The following is a 17,847-nucleotide window of genomic DNA, read 5'->3' on the forward strand; positions in this document are numbered from 1 at the left end:
AATAAATCTAAACCCACCACATTTGAGAAGGAGCATCTTCAATTAAAACAGATTTCAAATTAGTAACCGCTCTTGTTAATCCTTCCCTAATCGACATAATTGGATCTTCATGTTCAATGCTGACAACATAATCGTACCCATATGTTCTTAAAGCACTCATCATATCTGACCATTCACTAACACTATGTCCACATCCAACGGAACGAAATGTCCAAGCCCTTGTCTGAACTTCACCGTATGGCTGCATATCTGTTAAGCCATACATGTTAACATTATCCTGGTCAATATACGTATCTTTTGCATGAAAGTGATGAATAGCTTTTTCCTTTGCCAAAATTTTAATCGCCGCAACTGGATTAATACCTTGCCACCATAAGTGACTTGGATCCAAGTTTGCACCAATCGCATCACAAGTTTCCTCTCGTAATTTTAATAAGGTGTATGGAGTATGCACTAGGAATCCACCATGGAGCTCTAAACCAATCTTCACACCACTTTCTTTTGCAATATGCCCTACTTCTTTCCAATAAGGGATTAACTTTTCTTGCCATTGCCATTTTTTCACATCAGAATATTCATTTGGCCATGGCGTAACTGGCCAGTTAGGATATTTCGCACCATCATGATCCCCAGCCGTTCCTGAAAAGCAGTTTACAACCGGAACATTCATCAAAGATGCTAGTTTGATTGTTTTAAGCAGTGTTTCATGCGATTCCTTTGCAAATGCTTCTTCAGGTGAGATTGGATTTCCGTGACAACTGAATGCACTTATGATTAAATCACGTTCTGTCACCTTTTCTAGATATTCTTTTCTCTTTTCTTCTGATTCTAATAATTCATCTACATTACAATGTTTGTTTCCAGGATAACCGCCAGTACCTATTTCAACTGCTTGAATGCCAGCTTCTTTTACTGCATCAAGCATTTCTTCAAATGATTTGTCTGCAAATAATACGGTAAACACGCCTAATTTCATGTGAACTCCTCCCCATTCCTTCCAATTTTCCTGTATTCTTTCTATATGCACTATATTTTGGTAATAGTCTTCGTTGCTTGTGATTCCAAGGCTGCGAGAATGATCGCCAAAGATTTTTTTCCTTCTTCTCCACTAATAAGTGGCTCTTTATCTTCTAAAACACTTTCCACAAAATGATCTATAACACCAGTCTTATTTTGTCCACCATCACTATTTGATTGAATTCTGCCTAATTCATAATTTACTTTTTCCCCATTGGTATATTGGATAATTAACGAATAGTTTGGATCATCTTCTAAACGAATGACGGCTTTTTCTGCATAAATAACAGTTGAATTATCTTCTTTTCCACGATAAGCCCAGCTTGCAGTCAACGTTCCAATTATGCCGCTATCTGTTTTTAATATACAAACAGCATTATCATCTACAGTAGAGAAGTCTTTTGCATTCGTTTCTACAAATGCTCCTACCTCTGTAAATTCCTCTCCTAATACAAATCTTAATAAATCTGCTTTATGAACACCTAAATCTCCCATAGCACCAATAAATGCTTCTTCTTTTTTAAAGAACCAGCTCTCTTTACCATCAACACTCCAGCCTTCTGGACCACCATGACCAAATGTTGTGCGGAAACTGTACACCTTACCAATTTCTCCGCTTTTAATTAATTGATGGGCTTTTTGATGGGATGCAACAAAACGTTGGTTATGTCCAATCATCAATTTTTTCCCACTCTTTTTAGCAGCTTTTATCATTTGCTCAGCCTCTTCTTTTGATGTTGCCATTGGTTTTTCACAAAGAACATGTTTGCCAGCATTCAAAGCATCAATAGAAATAGGGGCATGAAGATAGTTTGGCGTACACACACTAACCGCATCTATCCCATCCATTTTTAATAATTCTTTATAATCGGTAAATGCTTGCGCTTGATATTTTTCCGCAATTTCAGTTGCTCTTTCCTCATTGATGTCACAGACAGCAACCAATTCCACTTGTTTATTCAATAGATATTCAGGAATATGACGATGTTGTGCGATACTTCCACATCCAATTACGCCTACTTTTAATGAAGCCATTATATTTTCCCCCTCTATATTATTTATCTGAAATTGTCTCTAAAGGCTGAGCGTTGCCATAAACAGGCTTTTCTCTTTTCACTGGTGCAGCCCATTTGACTGCATTAATAATAACTTGCTGAATTTCTTGATGATGATAGGTTGGGTATGTCTCATGCCCTGGTCTAAAATAAAACACCTTCCCATTTCCTCTTGCATATGTGCAGCCACTCCGGAATACTTCTCCACCTTCAAACCAGCTTGTGAAGATCAATTCATCTGGTGCAGGTATATCGAAATGTTCGCCATACATTTCTTCCTTTTCTAATTCAATATATTCATTAATTCCTTCCACAATCGGATGATTAGGTGCTACTACCCATAAACGTTCGCGATCATCTGCTTCTCGCCATTTTAAATTACAGGTTGTACCCATTAATGTTTTAAATATTTTGGAAAAATGACCAGAATGTAAAACAATTAATCCCATACCATCTAAAACACGCTGTTTTACTTTTAACACAATTTCATCTTCTACCTCGTGATGTGCTAAATGCCCCCACCATACTAATACGTCTGTATTATTCAAAACTTCCTCCGTTAATCCATGGTCTGGTTCATCTAATGTTGCAGTATGTGTTTCATAACCTTCTTTCTCCAAAAACGCTGCAATCGCACCATGAATGCCATTTGGATATATTTCTGCTACGGTCGGATTTTTCTTTTCATGTCGATTTTCATTCCAAATTGTGATCATTATGTAACACTCCTTCTCCCTTACAGTATGATGGCTCCATTATATGAAATGTAAGCGTATAAAAAAATGCTTAATCTTGTCATTTTTTTATGCAATTATGTCATTTGCTTGCTTGCTTTTTGCTAAAATAGAAAAGAGCACCTTACCATATAGTCTCGTCGAATAGGAGGGGAACATAAAATGGAAATGGAGACAAAGCACACCTTTAAGCAGCCAGTAAATGAAAAAGTAATTTATCAAAACCCTCTATTGTCTTTAAAAGTGTGGGAGATAAATGATGAGAGGGAACATGTAATGACTCCAGTTGATGATTACCCTTGGCACTACCATAAAGAAGTAGAATTACTTGCCATGATTGATGGAGATTTGGCGGTACAAACAAAAGAGAGGTATCTATCGATTACTTCAGGAGATGTTCTTATTATGGGAGCGTCACAACCACACAGAACAAGTAAAGTGAAGAAAGGCAAATTGCGTTATATTGTCTTACAAATCGATCTACATAAACACTTTGATCAAAGTATCCTTCCTTATTTCTATTGTTTTTCAGAATTAACACATCCATTAGATAAGATAAATTACATATTTGAAGATAATAAGGAAATAAAACAAGAAGTACATTCCTTAATAAATGAGATTCATAGAGAAAGTCAAACGAAAGAAAAGGGCTATGAGATTGCTATCAATTATTCCATCAAACGACTTCTTCTTTTATGTGTAAGAAACGATACTAAAAATATGCTCCAATATTCAGAAGAACAAGACCTTGCCAAACTTAAACCCGTTTTAGATTATATTGACAGCCATTTAGAAGAAAGAATACTTGTCGAAGATGTCAGTAAGCTACTGAATTTTAGCTATCATTATTTTATCAAGTACTTTAAAAAAGTAATGGGATTGTCGTTTGTCGATTATATAAATATAAAGCGAATAAAAAAAGCTGAATTATTACTTTTAACAACCGACAAAAGTATATTAGAAATAAGCTATGAAGTCGGCATAACAAATATGGCGCAATTCTACAAACTCTTTAAAAGAGAAAATCAATGCTCGCCTAAAGCATTTAAAAATAGGATGTTAAATGCAAGCGTCTTATAACATAACATTAGGAGTAATGAATAAAACATACCACCTAGTACACCACTTTTTTCTATTAGCTATCAATAAAAATTATTCTGAACCATTATACACCTCCATATATTTACTATATGGAGGTGTACTATTTACAAAGGAAAGGGTGCAAAAAATTGAACGAAAATCATGTATTATTAATCATCGGTGGTGACTCTAGACAGCTCGAAGTAATCCGCCTTCTTGCACCAAAGCTAAACAAAATTTATTTAATTGGTTTTAAAGATGCCTCTGTTTCTTATAAAAATGTAAGGAAAGTAAATTGGCAAACAGCTCCGCTTCATGAAGTGGATAGTATTCTACTGCCCATTCCGGGCATTCAAGAAGATGGTATCGCTGAATCACTATTTTCTAAAGAGGCGATTTTTTTAACAAAAGAGATGATTAATAAAACAAAAACTAATTGTACTATGTATTCCGGCATTATCACTCCTTATTTAAAACAATTGGCTACAGAAACACATCGAAACTTGGTTGCTCTTTTTGCAAGAAATGATGTGGCCATCCATAATTCCATCCCAACTGCAGAGGGAGCACTAATGCTCGCCATCAAGCATACGGATATTACAATACATAATTCTCAAGTGCTCGTACTCGGTTTTGGCAGAGTCGGTAAAACTGTCGCTCGTCTATTTTCTGCTGTCGGTGCAAAAGTAACTGTTCTAGTTCGAAAAAAAGAGGATGAAGCAAGAGTGATAGAAATGGGGTTAGTTGCAATTTTTGAACCTTCACTAGAATCAGAAATCCCTCTTCAGCAGATTATTATTAATACTGTTCCAGCACTGCTTCTAACTTCTAGTCTCATAAAGAAATTATCGAGCACTGCTTTAATTATTGATTTAGCCAGCAAACCTGGGGGGATCGATTTTGCAGCTGCCAAGGAACACAATATGGAAACACTTTGGGCACTTGGTTTACCGGCAAAGGTTGCACCAAAAACGGCTGGTACAATAATTGGCAAAACACTAATGGAATTGTTAGAAATAAGTTAAAGTACAACTTTCAGGGGATAGTTAATAGCTATCTCCTTTTTTTATGAAGATCTTGGCATTAATCGATTTACAATTTTATACAGAAGTGATATCATAATTATATCAAATTGAAATTATAGGAGTGATTCAGTTGAAAGAAAAAAATGCATTTCATTTTAATGGGTTTATTGGGGTTTTACTTATTGCCATATCCCTTTTTCTTGGAGTTTATTTTCTTGTACAGGAAATTCCAGGAGCTGCCATTCCCTTCTTCCTTATAGCTGTTCTTCTAGGCAGCGGGATAACAATTATTCAACCTAATCAGGCTGTTGTTGTAACCTTTTTCGGAAAATACCTTGGTACGATTCGCAGCAGCGGATTATTTTTAACCACCCCTCTTACTTTACGAAAAACTATTTCCTTACGCGTGCGTAATTTCAATAGTAAACGTTTGAAAGTAAATGATGTTGATGGAAATCCAATTGAAATTGCTGCCGTTATTGTTTTTAAAGTCATTGATTCTGCAAAAGCCATTTTTGATGTAGATAATTACGAAGAATTTGTTGAAATACAAAGTGAAACAGCTATCCGCCATGTTGCAACAAAATATCCATATGATACATTTGAAAATGTAGAACTAACCTTAAGGGGAAATGCAGAGGAAGTCTCCAATGAACTAACGGCCGAATTACAAGCTCGTCTAGATCTCGCAGGAGTCGAAGTAATTGAAGCCAGATTAACTCATTTAGCTTATTCTACTGAAATTGCCCAAGCGATGTTACAGCGTCAGCAAGCCTCCGCTATCATTTCTGCTCGTCAGAAAATTGTCGAAGGAGCAGTTGGAATGGCACAAATGGCCATTAATCAACTGGAACAGGATAAAATCATTGAATTAGATGATGAAAGAAAGGTACAATTAGTAAATAATTTACTAGTAGCGATTGTTTCTGAAAATCCTACGACTCCTGTAATTAATACAGGTACTTTATATTAATGAGTGGTATAAATGACGAAGAAAAAAAGCTTTCCATTACGCATTGATCCAGAGCTATACGAAGTCCTGCAAAAATGGGCTGCGGATGATTTCCGCAGTATAAATAGTCATATTGAGTATTTACTTCGTGAAGCTGCCAAAAAAGCCAAGCGGTATCCAAAACAAAAAGAAAATTGATTTACATTAAAAAAAGAGGCCCAAATAATGGCCTCCTTTTTTAATGGATTAACTTAACAATTCTCTTAAGTCCTCTTCTGTTAGAGAAGAAATTACTTTATCATCTGAATCGATAATTTCGTCTACTAAATTCTTTTTCTTTTCTTGCAATTCATATATCTTCTCTTCAATTGTGCCTTTAGAGAAGAGCTTAATTACATCCACTACATTCTCCTGTCCTATGCGGTGAGCACGATCCGCCGCCTGTTCTTCGACCGCTGGATTCCACCACGTATCATACAAAATAACAGTATCTGCAGTCATTAAATTAAGACCTGTTCCCCCTGCTTTTAAGCTTATTAAAAAATAATCTCGCTCTCCTAAATTGTAGCGATGACATAATTCCACTCTCTCATCTGAAGGAGTGCTCCCATCTAAATAAAAATAGGCCAATCCCTTTTTTGCTAATTCTTGACCAATTATTTCAAGCATACTTGTAAATTGAGAAAAAATCAGCACCCTGCGATTAGATCGCTGTGCTTCCTCGATTAGTTCCATTAGATGATCTAGTTTAGCAGACTTTCCATGATAATTGTCAACAAATAGGGCTGGATGACAGCATATTTGCCGCAGTCTCGTTAATCCAGCAAGAATTCTAATCTTATTTTTTCGAAGGGTTTCTTTATTTAAATGCTTTAAGGCATCATGTCTTAATTTCGCGAGATAGGCTGCATACAATCTTTTCTGTTCTGGTAATAATTCCACTATTTCGCTCCATTCCCTTTTCTCAGGAAGTTCGGCTAATACATCCTCTTTTAAGCGGCGCAGCATAAATGGTCTTATTTTTTTCGCAATTTGTTTATTGGTTAAATTTGCAAATTCCTTCAAACCTTTGAATAATTCTGGGAAGACAATATGGAAAATTGACCAAAGTTCTTCAATCGAATTCTCAAGCGGAGTGCCAGTTAAAGCAAAGCGATTAACCGCTTTTAGTTTCTTCACTGCTTTTGCCGTTTGTGATAATGGGTTTTTAAAATATTGGGCCTCATCAAAAAGCACTGTATGGAAAACTTGCTGTTCATACCATGAAATATCCTGTCTAACTAATGGATATGACGTTATGATTACATCGATGTTTTCTAAATCTTTTTGCAGAGCAGCTCTTTCCTTTTTAACTCCATCAAGTATAAGGCACTGTATTGCCGGAGCAAATTTCATGATTTCTCTTTGCCAGTTGTATAATAAAGAGGAAGGACATACAACTAACACCGGTTGTTTCGCTTTTCTTATCACAGGCAATTCAGATTGAATAAAGGCAATACTTTGCAGTGTTTTTCCTAAACCCATATCATCCGCTAAAATCCCGCCAAATTGATATTGCGCTAATGTTTTCAGCCATTTATAGCCATCTTTTTGATACGTTTTCAAGACATTGTTTAAATCCGCAGGGACTTTAATATTTAGCTTTTCTGGATGCAAGAAGGAATCAATCAGCTGCTGATACGATTCATCTAAAGCAAAGATTTTTCGATCTTCTTCTATAAAAGATAAGCTTTCTAAAAGTGTCAGCTCAAACCCACTTATAAAGTCCTTGTCTTTTATTTGTGGAGATTGAAGATACCTTTGTACTTCCTCCATCTCCCTTGTTTGCAAAGCAAATAGAGAACCATCTTGCAAACGATAATATTTCCGCTTTTCTTCCAAAGCAGCTAACAAGCCTTTGATTTCACGCTCTGGAAAACCTTCCATCTCAAATTTAAATTCAAGCCAGTTAATGCGGTCCTTTTTTAATTTCACCGAAAATCTTGGCCATGTTTTTTTCTTGAAAATTCGATTTCTAATAGCTGTTGTTGCATAAACTTTAACAAGCTTCTGCAGCTTCGGTAACACATAATATAAAAAGTCAAACTCCAATTCCTCATTATAAAGCATATAACCACTATCTGTTTTTGCAAATGAACTGCTATCCATTAACTCTTTAATTTGTTCTTCTTTCTTCCAGTCTCGAAGTAGCACTGCTTCTACTTCTTTGTCCCGTTCTTGAACTGGATTGATGACAATATGATCATAACGAAATTCTAAGCTTGCCAGCAATCGATTGTTTACTCTATCTAAATAGAGTTCAGCTTGGAGTGGAGTCTTCCCGATTTTTTTGGAAAGCTCTCTCTCTAATTGAACCTCCCCAAGTTTTTTTAAGCTTGGGGCAACCTTTTCTAAAAAGAAATCCAATTGATTGAGTGCAATCGGGATAAAACTCTCGCCAACTTTTTCCATCATTTTCTTTATCTCAATAAGTCTTTTAAAGTCTTCTGCTTCCAATTGCCGCACATTTCCCTCTATCAGGACAGCATAATATTGATGCAGGAACTGTATGGATTCCATTCCATGTACATTTAATTGATAGCTTCCAATTTCACGCTGGTATAAATGAAATCTTAAAGGCAGGACTTCATTTGAAACATTTAAGGGCACCATTGTCCCTTTATTCGGATCATAATACCCTAATTCCTTCCAATGAGAACGAAGAGGAATCCAAGAGGAAGGGGGAATTAACAAAATACTGTCTCCCCATATATTACTCACTCCCTGGTGATGATTCAAAAATATCCTTTCATCTTCTATTACTTTTCCTAACTCTTGTAGGATTGCTTCACTTTCTTCCTTTACACAATGAAGCTTTGGATTAAATTCTAATTCCGAACTAAATGAATAAGCTTTTCCACTCTTTATTCTTTTTAAAAACAAGCGAATATCTTTTATTGGATGGGATAATAGCTGAATTTCTATTCCAAACAGATTGGTTTCCGAGTCAATTGGAATGACTTTTAGCATAAATTCAACTGGAATCACTTCTCGCTTTTCAAAATGGCGCTGCTTTTTTGTTGATAGAGATTCACTCTGATTAAATAATGCAAAAAAATCTCCCGATACATCCATGTTTTTTTCATCGGTAGTGGAAGGAGCTTTTCCGTTCATTTGAAATTTCTTTATTTCCACTAATACAGCTGCAATATGCTGACATTCTTTTTGAAAAGAAGCTAGTTTCGGACAAGAACATGTTGCTTTTATTTCTTCCCCGTCGATTGCAACCATTACCGCAAAATCTTCAGATGCTTGAACGAAAGCTTCACAATAATTATCTCTATATTCTTTAAAAATCACCTTATGATTTTTTGAGAATGCTTCCCCTCTTTTTAAAGATACAGGACCACACATTTCTAAAATCATTTTTCGTGTAATGACAGTATTCAACAATTTATTCTCCTTCTATCAAAATCCAGTTACGCACAAATATCCTCTTTCACTTTACTACTTTTTTTAAAACATTTCTATTGTCTTGTTACGGTAAAATTATGTAGCACCCTCTCAGTAATGGAATTTGATTATTCCCTATATCATAAGCCCTCTCACATCTTCTCTTTTATAAGAAAAGTGGACAAACCACCCTTTTAGGAGTTTGTCCACTTTTTTATTAATAAGGATATTCTTCTTATAAACTATTAGCCACAAGTAATTGAACCGTGGATTGAAGTTTTTCCATCAAAGCTTCCGGAGCTGTTAAATAGAGAATCCCATTCCCTTCTAAACTCGGTTTATTTCCTAATGGAATCGTTCTCTTAATTAATTGTGCATACAATTCTGGCTCTGTTAAATTTCTTTCAAAAGCTTCATTACTAATTATTTTAATTAATGCTAAAGCTCCACTTACATGAGGGGCTGCCATAGAAGTTCCAGTTAATTTAGCATATTTTCCATCTAAAAAAGTAGACAAAATTTCCTCACCAGGTGCTACTAAATCAACTTCTCGATTAGAATTAGAAAAACGAGAGCTATTTCTCTGTAAATCGACTGCACCTACGCTTATTACTTCATTATAAGCGGCTGGATAACCTAATTCTTCTGTCGAATCTAAGCCATCCCCTTCATTTCCAGCTGCACAAACGACTAAAATTTGCGCTTCAACTGCCTTTTTCACAGCCTCATGCAATTCTTCCACATCTTCTGGCCCGCCAAGACTCATAGAGATAATATCTGCTCCCTGTTCAATTGCATAATAAATTCCATTTATAATCCATTCATACTGCCCTGAACCTTGCCCATTTAATACTTTTACAATTAAAAGTGAAATTTCCGGTGCTACTCCTGTTAATCCATCTTCTTTCCCTGAAGCTCCAATTGTTCCAGCTACATGTGTTCCATGACCGTTATAATCCATATATATAGCTGGATCGCCGTTATCATCATCGGTAAAGTTTTTTCCACCAATGATTCGCTCTTGTAAATCTGGATGATTGATATCACAGCCAGTATCTAATATGGCAACTGTAATCCCTTTTCCCTTTGTTTTTTTCCATAACTCAGGTGCCTGAATTAGCTCAATTCCTTTTGGAATTTCTGCAGAAACGTCCATTACTTCTTTCACTTGATAAGGAATTACTCTGCATTCTTTTTTCATTAAACAGCCTCCTAATATAATAGAATGGATATCTCTAAAACAATTTTAACAATTCTGAATTATTAAAGTAAGAGGCTTAAGACTCAATTTAGAAACATATGTTCTATTTAACTAGTTCTATTAAATTATTTATATTTTTTTAAATGTGGTGGATAATTTCTAATTTTTCTATAAGAGGGATTGCCTGTGCTTTATCCCATCTTTTTCTAATGCAATTCAAAAAACCAAACAATTATACGATTTTATCGGCATCGTCGTATTACTGTTCGGTTTCATAGCAACTGAAATCCTTTATACACTAGTCTTTTATATCCTTCTTCTATTGTAGAATTTTCCTCATTCCTAAACTACTAGATAGACTAGCTTATAGACTTCCTACCATATTTTTTAATACTTAATAAATAAAAGGCCGTGAATATTAGCAATGACCAAATTATTGAGTATTGTGGACTTGTTTCAAGGATTTGAAATAGACTTGGAATATTTCCTGCCACAGAGTCATCATATGTAAAAAACAAGAAAATCATCATATTATTTGCAGCATGTGCACCAATCGATAATTCTAAGCTTCCTGTTTTCACCGCAATAAATGTCAAGGCAAAACCAGCAAGTAAATAATCTAAACCTACTAAAATGGCCGAATCATTCATTTCAGGATTGGAAAAGTGCAATGATCCAAAAATTACTCCAACTATCAGTGCTAATAAAATGGGATTTTTTATTTTTTTACCAACCCATTGTAATAATAATCCTCTAAATAAAAGTTCTTCTACTGTTGTTTGAATGGGTACAAACAGAAGAACCACTAGGAATAAAAAGAAAAATTGGGAGAAAGATACGTTATTCCAAGCATAATCATCAGCATTAAATAGGAAATCAAGGCCTGATGTAAGTAGGAAAAGTCCTGCAAATATTAAAAATCCCCAGATTATTTTCTTCCAATTTACTCTGTCATCGCCCGTAATTAATGATCGAAATTTTCGTTTGTGAATAAATCTTACTCCAATCCATATGCCTACTAAAGCAAAAATATAAACAATATGTGTCATTAATAAACTAACTGTGCCGTTTCCGCCCATCACCATGCCGGTATCCAAATCAATATAAGTAGCATCGTTCCCATCCAGCTCTATTCGTATGAGTTCTACAATAAAATAGACGATAGAACCAGCAATCATAAAACCAACAGCTAATAAAATAGACGCTAAATAACGCGGCCAGTTATTTTTTCCTTCTTTTACATTTAAATAATGTTTCAAGCGATTTTCTCCTTTTATAAATTATTTTTCCGTTGAAAGTGCCTCTTCCAAATGGAAGTTGGCTCTTATTTCACCGATTTTTTCTTTTCTAGCATTCAGAACTGGTGCATGTATATATCTATCTAAATTTGTAAATAAGTTCACTTCTTTATATCCTAGTTGATTTAACACTTCCATTGCAGCGACATTTACAGCACGTGTTCCTCCATCTTCCACCTTAATGGCAATTCCGATTCCTTCTTGGATAAGTCCCATACATTGGACCGCCTCTGCACCTGCTTTCGATACAATTCGCCCTTTATAAGCTTTCATTAGGTCTGTATCAAACCTATTTGTTCCTCCAACCATTTCTGGAAACTCCACCATACTATCCCTAATTCGTTTTACTATATCTATTCGGTTTACCGACTTAATAGAATCAGGGTTTGCTAATCTAGCATAGCCAAGTGCAGCATTATATAGAGGCAATTGATGTACTGGCACCCCGCAGCCATCTACACTCAACTTTATTTTTTCTTTCGGAAAATCACATATTGTTGCAATTGCTTCCAATATACGCTGTTGATGAGGATGCTCTACCTCCCGATATGTGGCAATATCCTCCTTCATATGAATCGCCGCAGCGAGCATACCTGCATGCTTACCAGAACAATTACTGAACACGGGGGTGACATCTTTGCCCTTTCGCAGCAGTTCCTTATAGCTTTCTAAATTCCATGGGGTATGTGTACCACATTGCAAGTTATCCTCTTGTATTCCCAATCTTTCTAATATGCGCAGGATTGTCTCCTGATGAAATAACTCCCCAGCATGAGAAGCACACGCAATTGCAATTTCCGCATTGTCATAAGAAAAGGAATCTGCCGCTCCTGTCTCTATAAGTGGAATGGCTTGAAAGGGCTTCAAGGAGGATCTAGGAAAGGTCATCCTCTCCGGATCCCCATAGAAATATAGTAATCTACCATCTTTGTCTACAACAGCTACATGAATAGAATGGCTGCTTTCAAGATATTGTCCACGGTAGACCTGTATAGGCTTCATCACTTTCATCTACTCCTTTTCCAGTTCTACCTTTAATGATGCCCTTAACTAGTAGAGCTTCGTGTCTAGAAATTTTCTTTCAACGCTTCATACTGAAATCCTTGTTGCTGATAGTTCTGTCTTTGATACATCTCTCTCGGAGTATCTTCTCCATCTGCCAGCAAAATAATTGTCTTATTAGGAAATAAATCCATAATCTTTCTTTGCATGCGAGCAGCAATCCCTTTGCGCTGATACTCTTCAATTACAAAAATTCCGTCAATTTCAACCGTTTTATCGGCAATAATTACTTCTAAAGCACCAGCTGCTTTCCCTTTATAATAAGCAATGACTTGCAAAAACAGCGGATTTTTGAAATTTTTCTGATAGATTTCTGTTTTCCCTTTTGCATAATCTACTCCATATTCTAAGTCTTGATTATATTCTAATTGCAAATAATCCTCAAAATTCTCTTCTGTTACTTTCTGAATTAGAATGTCCTCACTAGGATATAAAACCGGAAAATTGCAAGGAGCAATGGCATAAAGCTCTGTCATCCCTACTTCATAATGAAGATTTTGCACAATGTACTCCAATAAATCCTTCGTGAATTTCTCATTTTCTGGAAATACAAATTTAAGATGTTTCTGACCAGTTTTTTGATGAAATGTTTTTAAATAATCTTCCACTAACTCGAACTCCTGAATAGTGGGCATCTTTTTAAATTGGATATAGTTACTGTCATATTGAAGCAGCATTTCCTCATTATGAACATGGAACCAATCGCTAGTCTCTTTTACTCGTTTTCCTTCTTTATGAATGTTCTTATAGGTTACTTTTTCCATGATGTTAATCATACCCTTTCCAAAAACTTCTTATCATATTATATCTATAATAAACGATTCAATCCTATAAATCAGTAGATTAATAGAAAAAAATGACATTGAGCAATTCTAAACAAAATAGGACTGCCCATATTTAGAACAGTCCTACATCTCCGACAGAACATATTTAAATGGCTTTCGCATCTTCCCTTGTTTCTCTCCATAAAAATACTTCATTTCCCATTTCATTATATTGTACTTTTTGGAAAATTTGCATCATCATTAAGATACCTCTTCCTCTTTCCTCCAACACAATATCACTCATAAGCTTTTCCGTACCATACCTTTCGATATCACGAAATTTCTTCTTCACATCAAACCCATTTCCGTGATCCTTGATTCGCATATCCAAGATATTCTGATTATACTGTAACTCTAATATAACGGGATAATTTCCATGTTCTATTGCATTATTAACCGCTTCTCCTATTCCAACGCTCAGCAAAAAATCTTTATCCAATAAATCTCTAAATTCTTTATTTAGCTTTTCTTTCCATTCTTTTTCCGTATGATCATGTATTACTATTGTTTGATAAGTAATAAGCCCACTCATAAGTTGCCCCCCAATTTAAAAAAGCAAACTCCTTATTAAATCGACAAAAGACTAAAATCGCTTCACTGAAATAAATAAAACACCAATGGAATAGAATGGATATATTAAACTTATACAGAAGCGGTAATCTTATATTTGCCGGTTGCTCGCTGTCGGAGCTATACATTTTTTAAAATTTATTTAAACATTTATATTGAACAAAAAAAAGCTAACAAAACAAGGTTAGTTTGGTTAGCCGGTTGCGCTAGTAGCTCATAATCAACAAAGCGCCCAAATAAGTTGATTAATCATAGCTTTCTACCTTTCATTATTCTTATTATCTTATAGAATTTTTAAATTATATAGTATTATATACCCATATCTTTAGAGCATAAACCTATTCTTTTAGAAATCATATTTATTTTCGATAATTCTTTTGAAATTCCTCTATTTTCATAGAAATATCTCGCAAAGAAAAAACCCGAACAGCCATACGAAAATTTCCTTTCGCGTAATTGTTCGAGTTTAACTTTAAATAGAATGCTCATAACCTCTTATTTTATCTCTATCTTATATTTTCTATTTCTATACTGAATGGTGACAGACTCTTGTTCTAGACTAACAATAGGCTGAAAAGAAATCTCCTCTACTCCTCGGTCTGTTCCGAGAATACTTGAAACCAATAAATGCCTTCCAGGTGCTAAACGCGACGTTAACGTCGGCAATACGGTTTTGGAATAGAGTAAATTGGTATTAGGCTCAGGTATTTTTAATTCTGTTTTCCGTTTTCCAAAGATGTCCATAATCCCTGTTGTTCCTACCTCTGATGGGTAAAAAAGACTATTTTCATCTTTGATTACATAGGCAGCCCCTTCAGTCGCAGGTGCAGAAAATCCACCTTCCGCTGTCTCTATCTCTCTATTTGTATGAATGCGATGAATGCGAACATGCCAAGGGGTTAAGGGAATTAGATACGTATCAATTGTTACATCCTGCCAAGGCTTCCATGTAGATACGATATAATCATCATGGATTTCATATGACTCACAGCCACTACGACTTCTATAGCGATTATCACATTCAGACAGTGCCAGGCAATTATCAAATGCTCCTTGCTTTAATAAAACATTACCTTTAGGCACACTAAAACCAAAGGTGGTGGAATACACAAATTTTTCATATTTTGCGTCTGCATGGGCGTGTTCATGAGAATGCTGTCCAGAAGTAAATGCTTGCACTTCTTTTCCTTCAGAATCATGGCAAATGATCATCCTCGGACTTTTTTGCACACTTTTCTCTAGGAACTTAACTGGTTCTTCCTCTGCCTGCCAAAAAGGATGACTCTCTGGAAGAGCTAACAGCAGGAATGTCTTTAAGGACCAATAAGGAGAACCTGGAGCATTATAGCCTTCTGCCATATTTAAGTTTTGGTAACCATAGCCAATCGTTAAAAGTCCTTCTGGAGAAAAAATCGACTGCTTAAACCAATACCGTAAATTATTTAATACTAATCTTTTAATTTGTCCCCAAGGCAATGCTTCAACATCTGCAAATGCCAATGCAGCCCAAAAGGAGGATTGTGCAAATCGATAGGTTAAACTTCTGCCAAATGGAATAGAAGATCCATCTGAAGAAAACCATTCTTTAAAATCTTGAGCAAACTGAATAGCCCTCTCCTTATAAATCGCTGCCCTTTCTGGATCTTCATCCTCCATTACTTTTGCATAAATTAATCCGTAATAATGCATGGCAAAAGGAATATAATAATCAATTTGATTCTTATATCCATCAAAATACCAACCATTTTTTAAATAATACTGATCTAATTGTTGAAGATCCGCTTCTAATTTTTCTAAACTATAACTTCTACCGCATTTTTTTAATGCTACGTTTACTAATACGCGGAAAAATAACCAGTTATTATTCGGGATTGTATTTTCATTGATTTGATATAGCCAATTAGCTAAATTTTCCTTTTGCACTGTTGATAGAATATCCCAGAAATCAGCCTTACAGTGAATAAGCGTACAAGAAAGTGCTGCCATTTCAACAAACCGTTGATCATACTCTCCGGTAATCCCCCAGTAAGAATCACTTGTTGGCGTTGTTCCCTCTATAATTCCTTTTACTAATTGTCGTTTTATTGCTGGATATTTATTAGGTGTTACAGAAAATAATGGCCCCCAGCCCCAAAATGGACGTAAAAACGCTTCTAATTCTCTTGTTTTTTGCCCATATACTGAGCCATTTGTACCTAGATTCAATAAACCTGCCTTCTGTTCATTCCCCAACATAAATAAGGGTTCGTATAAGTCATATAAAGCACGTTCTAAATCCTCTCTTGTTCTTAATGGGTTCTTTTTTACTTTCACATTATATTGATTCAACCGATCCATCTCCTAAAGGAAATTTTCTTGCCCTTTCCATCTTACTGCCAGAATAATACTCCCTTTTGTCGCAATATATTTAATCCCTCAACAAAATAATAATCTCCATAAATTAGTGGGACATCAACATTTTTTTGCTCTGGAAAATGACTTGTTCCGTGTCCTAATAAGCCTTCCTCTTCTTTATCTGCATCAGTAGCACAAGTTATATATAAGGTTTTTAATAAAGTTGCGCCTGCTTCCTGATAAACAGGCTTTTCAAAGTCGGCTACAAGTGTTCCAAGCAGGAGTAAGCCACAGGCTGCAATGGAACCTGCTGATGAATCAGGATAATGGTATTTGGTTTCGCCATCTTCAGGTATGCGAAAATCCCAAACAGGACATTCATTAGAACGAAGATTAGATAGAAAAAAGTGGGAAACTGATTTTGCGGCATGTAAAAATGCGCTATTATTAGTATGTAAGTAGGATAATGTCAGACCATACAAAGCCCAAGCAGTTCCCCTTGACCATGCGCTATCTGGTGCATAGCCTTGACCACCAAGCTTATCTACTACTTCTCCAGTTTCTGGATTAAAAACAACAATATGATGTACGGAACCATCTGGTCTAATAAAATGTCTTAAGACTGTTTCTGCATGCTTTTCTGCAGCTATTTTAAACCGTGGATCTCCCGTTTCTGCTGAAGCCCAGTATAGCAGCGGAAGGTTCATCATACAGTCAATGATTGCGACACCGCGATTATCATCCTTCTTCGACCATGCATTCCAAGCACGAATATAATTACCTTGGGCATTAAATCTTCCTAATAATAAATTGGCTGCTAATAATCCTCTTCTTCTTGATTCTTTATTGCCCGTAAGTTTATAGTTTGCTAGACTTGTCAACGTCCACATAAATCCCATGTCATGATCTAATTTCTCTGAATCTGACAATAAATAATCCAGTTTTTCTTCACACTGTTCTGCTGTTTTTCTAAGAGCTTCCATTTTATTATCTTGATATACTTGCCATAAAACCCCTGGCCAAAAACCAGCTGTCCACCATTCCGGACTTTCTAATACATACTTCTTATCTATACTGGCATGGGGAAAATTAGCACCAATCGTTTCATTATTCCGTGCCGTTTTCTCTACGACAAACTCCCACGCTTCAGCCACCCATTGCTCCTTTTTACTCATATAATCATCCTACCCTTCTATTTGATTTCTGACACGCATAAAAAAGAAAAGGCTTTCATTTTTTTAGAAAATGTCCAGCCTTTCTTTC

Annotated in this window: 15 protein-coding genes and 1 riboswitch; of the genes, 4 read left to right on the forward strand and 11 right to left on the reverse strand. The window is 35.6% G+C overall.

Going from position 1 to position 17,847, the window contains the following annotated elements; all coding sequences use genetic code 11:
* Positions 1-7: 7 nt before the first annotated feature.
* From NiCM35_RS22575 to NiCM35_RS22585, 3 genes are read right to left on the reverse strand one after another with little or no spacing between them, the layout of a single operon-like run.
* On the reverse strand, positions 8-976 hold the full coding sequence (locus NiCM35_RS22575) for a sugar phosphate isomerase/epimerase family protein (protein WP_163188227.1): 969 nt from the start codon (positions 974-976) through the stop codon (positions 8-10).
* Positions 977-1,026: 50 nt separating this feature from the next.
* Entirely contained in the window at positions 1,027-2,052 is a 1,026-nt protein-coding gene (locus tag NiCM35_RS22580) for a Gfo/Idh/MocA family protein (RefSeq protein ID WP_123259652.1), read from the reverse strand.
* A gap of 19 nt (positions 2,053-2,071) precedes the next feature.
* Positions 2,072-2,788 (reverse strand): ThuA domain-containing protein, encoded by a 717-nt coding sequence (locus NiCM35_RS22585; protein ID WP_095333114.1) that lies wholly within the window; start codon positions 2,786-2,788, stop codon positions 2,072-2,074.
* Between the two features lie 180 nt (positions 2,789-2,968).
* Here NiCM35_RS22585 and NiCM35_RS22590 point away from each other — a divergent pair, with 180 nt between their 5' ends.
* From NiCM35_RS22590 to NiCM35_RS22605, 4 genes are all read left to right on the forward strand, one after another.
* On the forward strand, positions 2,969-3,886 hold the full coding sequence (locus tag NiCM35_RS22590) for a helix-turn-helix domain-containing protein (protein ID WP_123257376.1): 918 nt from the start codon (positions 2,969-2,971) through the stop codon (positions 3,884-3,886).
* 149 nt (positions 3,887-4,035) lie between these two features.
* Entirely contained in the window at positions 4,036-4,911 is an 876-nt protein-coding gene (gene dpsA / locus NiCM35_RS22595) for a dipicolinate synthase subunit DpsA (RefSeq protein WP_433780790.1), read from the forward strand.
* A 130-nt stretch (positions 4,912-5,041) separates the two neighbouring features.
* Entirely contained in the window at positions 5,042-5,884 is an 843-nt protein-coding gene (locus tag NiCM35_RS22600; RefSeq protein WP_123257374.1) for an SPFH domain-containing protein, read from the forward strand.
* 12 nt (positions 5,885-5,896) lie between these two features.
* Positions 5,897-6,061, forward strand: coding sequence for a type II toxin-antitoxin system antitoxin (locus tag NiCM35_RS22605; RefSeq protein ID WP_047942897.1), 165 nt, complete (start codon positions 5,897-5,899; stop codon positions 6,059-6,061).
* 48 nt (positions 6,062-6,109) lie between these two features.
* Here NiCM35_RS22605 and NiCM35_RS22610 read toward each other — a convergent pair whose 3' ends face one another.
* The 8 genes from NiCM35_RS22610 to NiCM35_RS22645 all read right to left on the reverse strand — a co-directional run bounded on the left by NiCM35_RS22610 (position 6,110) and on the right by NiCM35_RS22645 (position 17,759).
* Positions 6,110-9,292 (reverse strand): DEAD/DEAH box helicase, encoded by a 3,183-nt coding sequence (locus tag NiCM35_RS22610; RefSeq protein WP_433780791.1) that lies wholly within the window; start codon positions 9,290-9,292, stop codon positions 6,110-6,112.
* Positions 9,293-9,530: 238 nt separating this feature from the next.
* Positions 9,531-10,496 (reverse strand): S8 family peptidase, encoded by a 966-nt coding sequence (locus NiCM35_RS22615; protein WP_123257372.1) that lies wholly within the window; start codon positions 10,494-10,496, stop codon positions 9,531-9,533.
* A gap of 359 nt (positions 10,497-10,855) precedes the next feature.
* Complete coding sequence (locus tag NiCM35_RS22620; protein ID WP_123259655.1) at positions 10,856-11,755, reverse strand: CPBP family intramembrane glutamic endopeptidase; 900 nt, start codon at positions 11,753-11,755, stop codon at positions 10,856-10,858.
* A gap of 21 nt (positions 11,756-11,776) precedes the next feature.
* A complete protein-coding gene (locus NiCM35_RS22625; RefSeq protein ID WP_433780796.1) occupies positions 11,777-12,796 on the reverse strand; it encodes an asparaginase in 1,020 nt (339 codons plus the stop codon).
* Between the two features lie 65 nt (positions 12,797-12,861).
* Positions 12,862-13,632: a GNAT family N-acetyltransferase gene (locus tag NiCM35_RS22630; RefSeq protein WP_235850345.1), complete on the reverse strand. Its 771-nt coding sequence runs from the start codon at positions 13,630-13,632 to the stop codon at positions 12,862-12,864.
* A 154-nt stretch (positions 13,633-13,786) separates the two neighbouring features.
* Entirely contained in the window at positions 13,787-14,212 is a 426-nt protein-coding gene (locus NiCM35_RS22635; RefSeq protein WP_095333130.1) for an ATP-binding protein, read from the reverse strand.
* A 224-nt stretch (positions 14,213-14,436) separates the two neighbouring features.
* A riboswitch (cyclic di-GMP riboswitch) is annotated at positions 14,437-14,519 on the reverse strand.
* A gap of 226 nt (positions 14,520-14,745) precedes the next feature.
* The gene (locus tag NiCM35_RS22640) at positions 14,746-16,578 is read right to left on the reverse strand and encodes a DUF2264 domain-containing protein (protein ID WP_433780792.1); all 1,833 of its coding nucleotides are present in this window, start codon (positions 16,576-16,578) and stop codon (positions 14,746-14,748) included.
* A 41-nt stretch (positions 16,579-16,619) separates the two neighbouring features.
* Positions 16,620-17,759: a glycoside hydrolase family 88 protein gene (locus NiCM35_RS22645; RefSeq protein WP_095333133.1), complete on the reverse strand. Its 1,140-nt coding sequence runs from the start codon at positions 17,757-17,759 to the stop codon at positions 16,620-16,622.
* Between the last annotated feature and the right edge of the window lie 88 nt (positions 17,760-17,847).

Source organism: Niallia sp. M35 (assembly GCF_050971705.1).
Lineage (GTDB): Bacteria > Bacillota > Bacilli > Bacillales > Cytobacillaceae > Niallia > Niallia circulans_A.

Bases quoted from the DNA above. Each gene is read 5' to 3' on its own strand.
- NiCM35_RS22635 (WP_095333130.1), bottom strand. From the start codon at position 14,212: ATGAGTGGGCTTATTACTTATCAAACAATAGTAATACATGATCATACG.
- NiCM35_RS22575 (WP_163188227.1), bottom strand. From the start codon at position 976: ATGAAATTAGGCGTGTTTACCGTATTATTTGCAGACAAATCATTTGAA.
- NiCM35_RS22625 (WP_433780796.1), bottom strand. From the start codon at position 12,796: ATGAAGCCTATACAGGTCTACCGTGGACAATATCTTGAAAGCAGCCAT.
- NiCM35_RS22590 (WP_123257376.1), top strand. From the start codon at position 2,969: ATGGAAATGGAGACAAAGCACACCTTTAAGCAGCCAGTAAATGAAAAA.
- NiCM35_RS22585 (WP_095333114.1), bottom strand. From the start codon at position 2,788: ATGATCACAATTTGGAATGAAAATCGACATGAAAAGAAAAATCCGACC.
- NiCM35_RS22580 (WP_123259652.1), bottom strand. From the start codon at position 2,052: ATGGCTTCATTAAAAGTAGGCGTAATTGGATGTGGAAGTATCGCACAA.
- NiCM35_RS22605 (WP_047942897.1), top strand. From the start codon at position 5,897: ATGACGAAGAAAAAAAGCTTTCCATTACGCATTGATCCAGAGCTATAC.
- NiCM35_RS22630 (WP_235850345.1), bottom strand. From the start codon at position 13,632: ATGATTAACATCATGGAAAAAGTAACCTATAAGAACATTCATAAAGAA.
- NiCM35_RS22615 (WP_123257372.1), bottom strand. From the start codon at position 10,496: ATGAAAAAAGAATGCAGAGTAATTCCTTATCAAGTGAAAGAAGTAATG.
- NiCM35_RS22645 (WP_095333133.1), bottom strand. From the start codon at position 17,759: ATGAGTAAAAAGGAGCAATGGGTGGCTGAAGCGTGGGAGTTTGTCGTA.